The sequence below is a fragment of the uncultured Nitratireductor sp. genome (genome assembly GCF_913053745.1).
GTDB lineage: Bacteria > Pseudomonadota > Alphaproteobacteria > Rhizobiales > Rhizobiaceae > Nitratireductor.
In genome coordinates, this window is sequence record NZ_CAJXGF010000203.1 from 1 (window position 1) to 6,701 (window position 6,701).

7 protein-coding genes are annotated in these 6,701 nt (G+C 62.9%); 3 read left to right on the top strand and 4 right to left on the bottom strand.

What is annotated here, in order from left to right; genetic code table 11:
- Positions 1-80: 80 nt before the first annotated feature.
- The 3 genes from QZ638_RS21640 to QZ638_RS21650 are packed head-to-tail and all read left to right on the top strand — an operon-like array spanning position 81 to position 3,892.
- Positions 81-1,295 (top strand): urate hydroxylase PuuD, encoded by a 1,215-nt coding sequence (locus QZ638_RS21640; protein WP_295814396.1) that lies wholly within the window; start codon positions 81-83, stop codon positions 1,293-1,295.
- A 3-nt stretch (positions 1,296-1,298) separates the two neighbouring features.
- Positions 1,299-2,606: a guanine deaminase gene (gene guaD, locus QZ638_RS21645; RefSeq protein WP_295814400.1), complete on the top strand. Its 1,308-nt coding sequence runs from the start codon at positions 1,299-1,301 to the stop codon at positions 2,604-2,606.
- Positions 2,607-2,620: 14 nt separating this feature from the next.
- Positions 2,621-3,892 carry a glycerate kinase gene (locus QZ638_RS21650; protein WP_295814403.1) on the top strand — a complete coding sequence of 424 codons (1,272 nt, stop codon included), beginning with the start codon at positions 2,621-2,623 and terminating at the stop codon, positions 3,890-3,892.
- A 3-nt stretch (positions 3,893-3,895) separates the two neighbouring features.
- Here the strand turns inward: QZ638_RS21650 and QZ638_RS21655 are convergent, their stop codons facing one another.
- The 4 genes from QZ638_RS21655 to QZ638_RS21670 form a co-directional block, all read right to left on the bottom strand.
- Complete coding sequence (locus QZ638_RS21655; RefSeq protein ID WP_295814405.1) at positions 3,896-4,285, bottom strand: VOC family protein; 390 nt, start codon at positions 4,283-4,285, stop codon at positions 3,896-3,898.
- A gap of 36 nt (positions 4,286-4,321) precedes the next feature.
- Entirely contained in the window at positions 4,322-4,987 is a 666-nt protein-coding gene (locus QZ638_RS21660) for a sigma factor (protein WP_295814407.1), read from the bottom strand.
- Positions 4,988-5,061: 74 nt separating this feature from the next.
- Positions 5,062-6,036, bottom strand: coding sequence for a WD40 repeat domain-containing protein (locus QZ638_RS21665; protein WP_295814408.1), 975 nt, complete (start codon positions 6,034-6,036; stop codon positions 5,062-5,064).
- Positions 6,037-6,042: 6 nt separating this feature from the next.
- A partial coding sequence (locus QZ638_RS21670) for a GTP-binding protein (RefSeq protein ID WP_295814411.1) occupies positions 6,043-6,701 on the bottom strand: 659 nt, incomplete at its 5' end.

Below are 6,701 nucleotides of genomic sequence, written 5' to 3' on the forward strand. Positions count from 1 at the left end.
ATGGAAGCCTGATCCCTGGCGGTCTGAATTGAACACGGAAGGCGGGCCATGGCCCGCCTTCACTTTGCGGGGGCAGTTGAATGAGCGATTTCGCGATTTTCTGGGAGTGGGTGAACTTCGGTGTGCGCTGGCTGCACGTGATCACCGCCATCGCCTGGATCGGCTCATCCTTTTACTTCATCGCGCTCGATCTGGGGCTAGTGAAGCGGCCGGGCCTGCCGGAGGGCGTTCATGGCGAGGAGTGGCAGGTTCACGGCGGCGGCTTCTATCACATCCAGAAATACCTGGTCGCGCCCGCCTCCATGCCGGAGCACCTGACCTGGTTCAAATGGGAATCCTATTCCACCTGGCTCTCCGGTTTCGCGCTGCTTGCCATCGTCTACTATGCGGGCGCGGATCTTTATCTGATCGACCGCAACGTGCTCGATGTGCCGGCCTGGGGCGGCATTCTCATCTCACTCGCCTCCATCGGACTCGGCTGGCTGCTCTACGATCTTTTGTGCAAATCGCCGCTCGGTAAAAACGACACGGGGCTGATGCTGGTGCTTTACGCGATCCTTGTGGCGATGGCGTGGGGCTATACGCAGCTCTTCACCGGCCGTGCCGCCTTCCTGCATCTGGGCGCGTTCACCGCAACGATCATGACGGCGAATGTCTTCCTCATCATCATTCCCAACCAGAAGATCGTGGTGGCCGATCTGAAGGCGGGCCGCACGCCCGACCCCAAGCTTGGCATGCAGGCCAAGCAGCGCTCGCTGCACAACAATTATCTGACGCTGCCCGTCGTCTTCCTGATGCTGTCGAACCACTATCCGCTGGCCTTCGGCACCCAGTTCAACTGGGTGATCGCATCGCTCATCTTTATCATCGGCGTGCTGATCCGCCACTATTTCAATACGGTGCACGCCCGCAAGGGCACGCCGCACTGGACCTGGGGGCTGGCGGGCGTGCTCTTCATCGTCATCATGTGGCTTTCCACCGTGCCACAGGTGCTGACCGACGAGGCAAAGCTTTCGGCGACGGGGCAGAGCTTCGTCGCCTCCACGCATTTCCCGGCGGTGCGCGAGACGGTGATGGGGCGCTGCGCCATGTGCCATGCCGCGGTGCCCGGCTATGAAGGCATTCCCTATCCGCCGAAGAATGTTGTGCTCGACACGGATGCTTCTATTGCCGAGCACGCGCGCGAAATCTATCTGCAGGCAGGCCGCAGCCACGCCATGCCGCCCGGCAATGTTTCGGGCATTACGGAGGAGGAACGGCGGCTGATCGTTACCTGGTTCGAAGAGGCGCGCTAGCACATGGCACAGAAACTCATCCGTGGACGGCTTCTGTCCTTCAAGGCCGAATCGCGAAGCATCGACGACCACGACGCTTATGTCTTTGAAGAGGATGGCGCGGTTCTGGTCGAAGATGGCGTCATCCTCGCATCCGGCAGCTTTGCCGAGGTCGCAGCCGGAACCGAAGCGGGGCACGCGGTGGTGGATCATCGTCCGCATCTCATCCTGCCGGGTTTCATCGACGCCCATGCGCATTTCCCGCAGATGCAGGTGATCGCCAGCTACGGCGCGGAGCTTCTGGACTGGCTGAACGACTATACTTTCCCGGAGGAAACGAAGTTCTCCGACATTCAGCATGGGCGCCGCATTGCCCGGCTGTTCTTCGATGAGTTGCTGCGCAACGGCACGACCACGGTGGCGGCCTATTGCTCGGTTCACAAGGAAAGCGCGGAAGCGTTTTTTGAGGAAGCGCTGGCGCGCAATCTATGTGTCGTCGGCGGCAAGGTAATGATGGACCGCAACGCGCCGGAAGCGCTCACGGACACGCCTCAATCCTCCTACGACGACACGAAGACGCTGATCGGCGAATGGCACGGCAGGGGCCGGCTCAACTATGCCGTCACGCCGCGTTTCGCCATCACCTCCAGTCCCGAACAGATGGAGATGGCCGCAGCACTGATGCGTGCGTTTCCCGACCTGCACATGCAGACGCATCTTTCCGAAAACCACGACGAGATCGCATTCACGCGAGAGCTTTATCCCGACGCGCCGGATTATACCGGCATCTATGAGCATTATGGGCTGCTGGGGCCGAAAGCGCTTCTCGGCCATTGCATTCATCTTTCCGAGCGCGAGGCGGATGTGCTTTCGGACACGGGCTCGGTCGCCGTGTTCTGCCCCACCTCAAACCTTTTCCTCGGCTCCGGCCTTTTCGACTATCAGCGCTATCGCAAACGCGAGAAGCCGCTGCGTTTGGCCTCGGCGACGGATGTGGGCGGTGGCACCAATTACTCCATGTTGCGCACCATGGATGAGGGTTACAAGGTGATCGCGCTCAACGGCGAGAAGCTGAACCCGCTCGCCTCCTTCTGGCAGATCACGCGCGGCAATGCCGAGGCGCTTTCCCTGTCGGAGCGCGTTGGCACGCTGGAACCGGGCACCGATGCCGACATGGTGGTGCTGAACGCGCGCGCGACGCCGGTCATGGCGCTGCGCATGGAGCGCATCGAAACGCTGGTCGAAGAGCTTTTCCTGCTCCAGACGCTTGCCGATGACCGCGCCATCGTGGAAACCTATGTCGCGGGAGAGGCGGCCAAGAGCGCCTTATAGAACCGGGGGCGCGTTTGAACGGCAGCATCGATCCGAAGGTTTTTTTCCAAAGGCTGTTCCAGGCCGCCATAGAAGCCGCCGATCCGGCAAGAACCATTCGCGCGTTTCTGCCTCCGAAGCCGAAAGGCCGCACAATCGTCGTCGGCGCTGGCAAGGGTGCCGCGCAGATGGCGGTGGCGCTCGAAGATGCCTGGAACGGGCCCCTGGAAGGCGTTGTCGTCACTCGTTACGGCTATGGCGCGCCAACCCGCATGGTCGAAATTGTGGAGGCGGCGCATCCGGTGCCCGACGAGGCCGGTCTCGCCGGCACGCGGCGCCTTCTGGACAGCGTGGCCGGGCTCGGCCCGGACGATCTGGTGATTGCGCTCGTTTGCGGGGGCGGTTCCGCTCTGCTCCCCGCACCGGCTGGCGATTTGACGCTTGCAGACGAGATGGCCGTCAACGAGGCGCTTCTGGCGTCCGGCGCGCCGATCTCGGCCATGAACACGGTGCGCAAGCACATTTCCGCCATTAAAGGCGGCAGGCTGGCGCTTGCCGCCCATCCGGCACGGGTCGTTTCGTTGATCGTCTCGGACATCCCGGGCGATGATCCGGCGCTCGTTTCCTCTGGGCCAACGGTGCCCGACATGGCCAGCCGCGCGGATGCGCTTGCCGTGATCGAGACCTATGGCATGCAGCTGCCCGATGCGGTGATGCAGCATCTCGCATCACCTGCGGCAGACGCACCAAAGCCGGATGATCCACGTTTTGCAGGCCATGAGGTTCACGTCATCGCCTCGGCCGCGCGCTCGCTGGAAGCCGCTTCGGCTGCTGCCGAAGCGCAGGGCGTGCCTGCCGTCATCCTGTCGGATGCGATTGAGGGCGAGGCGCGCGAGGTGGGACGCGTTCACGCGGCGATCGCCCGCGAGGTGGCGTTGCGCGACCGCCCTTTCCGAAAGCCCGTCGTGCTGCTTTCGGGCGGTGAAACCACGGTGACGCTTGGCAAGAGCGGCGGGCGCGGCGGGCGCAACACCGAGTTCCTTCTGTCGCTGGCGCTCGGCATTGAAGGCGTGCCCGGCATTTCGGCTTTCGCCGCCGATACGGATGGCATCGACGGGTCGGAGGAGAATGCCGGCGCATTTGCCGATCACCGCACCGTGGCGCGGCTGCGCTCTGCCGGCCATGATGCGAAGGCGCTGCTTGCCGCGCACGACGCCTGGGGTGCGTTCGATGCACTGGGCGATCTTTTCGTGCCGGGGCCGACCGGCACGAATGTCAACGATTTGCGAGCGGTGCTCGTGAGGTAGCTTTTACGCACTTTTGCGCGGGCGCTCTTCCGACTGGTAAACGGACATGACATGGCCGTCCGGATCGGCAAATTCGGCCGACCAGCCACCCGGAGCGTGGCTGACGGGCGTTACGATGGTTGCGCCTTTCTCCGCCAGACCCGCAACGACATCATCGATGCCGCCTTCGGAAAGATCGAACACGACAATGGGGGTGTTTCCAGGGCGGGACTCCATCTTGAAGAAGATGAGATCGATGTTGTTCGCGATGCTGGCCAGCAGCCAGTCGCCTGTCTCCTCGTCTCCTTCCATCCTCTCGACATTCAGCCCGATCACATCGCGGTAAAACGCCTCCGTGCGGTCGATGTCATTGACGTAGTAGCAGATGTTGCCGATGCGGATATTGGAAAGCATGTCTGTCTCCTGATGTTACAGTGTGGGTTCCGTTTCCTAATTGCCGCACGAACCTGATTTGTGAGCTTTGGAAGGAGAAAAACGTATCGCAAAAAGATTCCCGTCCGGATCGTGGCTCGCAAGAAACGCGGTTTTGAGCCCGGTCAGTGGCAGAAGGCACTGCCGGATCGTGCCGAAGGCGAGCGTGCCCGCCAAAAGCTTTCCGGGAAGGGTTTCGGCATTGGGGGCGGCATCGCGCCAACGCCAGCGCAGGCCGGCAATCCGCTGGCGCAGGCTTGCATCGGAAATGCGCAGAAGGTGGCGGATTTCATTGCGCGTATGGCCGCCGAGCGCGAGAAGCGCGACGATTCTCTGGCTTCTTGGCAGGTTTGCGAGGAATTCCGTGGGGATTTCGCTGTCGTCCGCGGGCTCGATAACCAGGGCGGCGTTCTCGTGCCGTGATCGGCGGTAGGCCGAGCGCCTTCTCGTTGCCGCCACGTTCCGCATGACGCCTTGAAGCCAGGCGCGGCTCACCACACCTGGGCGATTGGCGGCAGTCAGTGCGACGATCAGCGTTTCATGAAGCAGGTCTTCCGCTTCGAATGCGTGCGACGCGTGGCGGTGTGCCGTTTTCAGAAGATGGCGATAGGTCGCGGCGGTGAGCTCAAGCCGGGCAGGTGGCTCCTGCGCTGTTTGCCTGCTCTCCACCGCATGCTCCTTCATGCTGTTGGTCCGACAAGAAGGCTACATGACGCGCTGCCCACCGCAAGCGAAGATCGAGGCGCAGGGTGTCGATTTCAGCCCGCAATATCCACCACGCCGCTTTCACCGGTCTCCGTGCCGAATGCAAGGCGGCGGCCTTCATTGTCCCATGCCATGGCGGTGATCGCGCCCTTGCCCGATCTGCGTAGAAGGATCTCCTTCTGGTCGGCAAAGCGCCCGGCCAGGATCATGCCATCGTCATAGCCGATGGCGGCAATCTCTTCGGTGGGGTGGCAGCGCACCTGCGTCACCATCGTGTCGCCGCGTGTTCCAAGCTCCAGCGGAGCCTTGCCCATGGGGCCGTCCTTGGCCTGAAATGGCCAGACGATTGCACCCGGTGCGCCGGAAGTGGCGAGCCACTTGCCCTTCGCGCTCCACGAAAAACACTTCACCTTTCCCGGATAGCCGGCCATGCGCATATGCTTGCCATCGGCCAGTTTCCAGCCATGCAGGGCGTTTTCCTGCATGGTGGTGACGAGGAATTTTCCATCCGGCGAGAAGGTGATGCCGGTGTGCGCGCCGGCCCATTCCAGCTCCGTCGGCTTGCCGTCGGTTGCGGGAAAATGCAGCGTCGCGCCATTGTACCGGGCGACCGCAAGCCGCATGCCCTTTGGCGCGAAGGCGATGCCCTCCACCGAGCGGGGGTGCTGGAATTCGCGCTGTTTGCCATCGGCAAAGCGCACATGGGCGCTGCGCCCGACGGCAAAGCCGACCGCGCCCTGCGGGCCTGCGGCAACGCTGGTCACCCATTTGCGGCCGATCTCGGCCAGCGTTTCCACCGTGCCGTCTGCCGAAAGCGCCGTCACGCGGCCATCCTCACCGCCGGTGATGAGACGCGCATGGTCTGCATCGGGGCAGGCGGCCAGAAGCCCGTCATGAACCTCTGCCCATTTGTGACCATTGTCGAGACGATGCACCACGCCATCGGCGAGCGCGAAATGGGGACTGTCGTTCAGCCAGGCGATGGCAATGCAATGGTTGTCGAGGTCGAGCGGAGCAATGGTGGGCATGCGTCGTCAGGCCTGGCAGGCTTCGAAGGTGCGTTGCAGGCGCTCGGTGTCCAGATCGCGGCCGATGAAGACGAGGCGCGTCTCGCGCTTTTCGTCGTCCCGCCAGGGGCGCTGATGGTCGCCCTCGACAATCATGTGAACCCCCTGAACCACGAAACGGTCGGGGTCGTCCGCAAACGCGATGATGCCCTTGAGGCGCAGAATGTTCGGTCCGTCCATCTGCGTGGTCTTCTCCAGCCAGGGAAGGAACTTCTTGGGGTCCATTTCGCCACCGCGTAGCGAGAACGACTTTACGCCGGCATCGTGGATCGGCGATGCCGCGCCATGGTCATGTGCGTGGTGATGATGGTCGTGCCCGTGCCCATGATCGTGGTCATGATCGCAATCAGGGCCGCAGACATGATCCGGATGGTCGTGATCGAGGAAATGCGGGTCGTTGTCGAGCACGCGCTTCAGGTCGAACGCGCCGCGGTCGAGAATGTTTGTCAGCGCTACGCGGGCGCGCTCGGCACGGTGGATGCGGGCCATCGGATTGATGGCGCGGATCGTCGCCTCGACCGGACTGTGCTGCGCCTCGATCACCACCCCCAGGGGATCGATCATGGGATCGATCACCCGGTCGACGCCTCGGCTGTAACGCTCTGCCCGCCGGAGCAGGGAGGCCC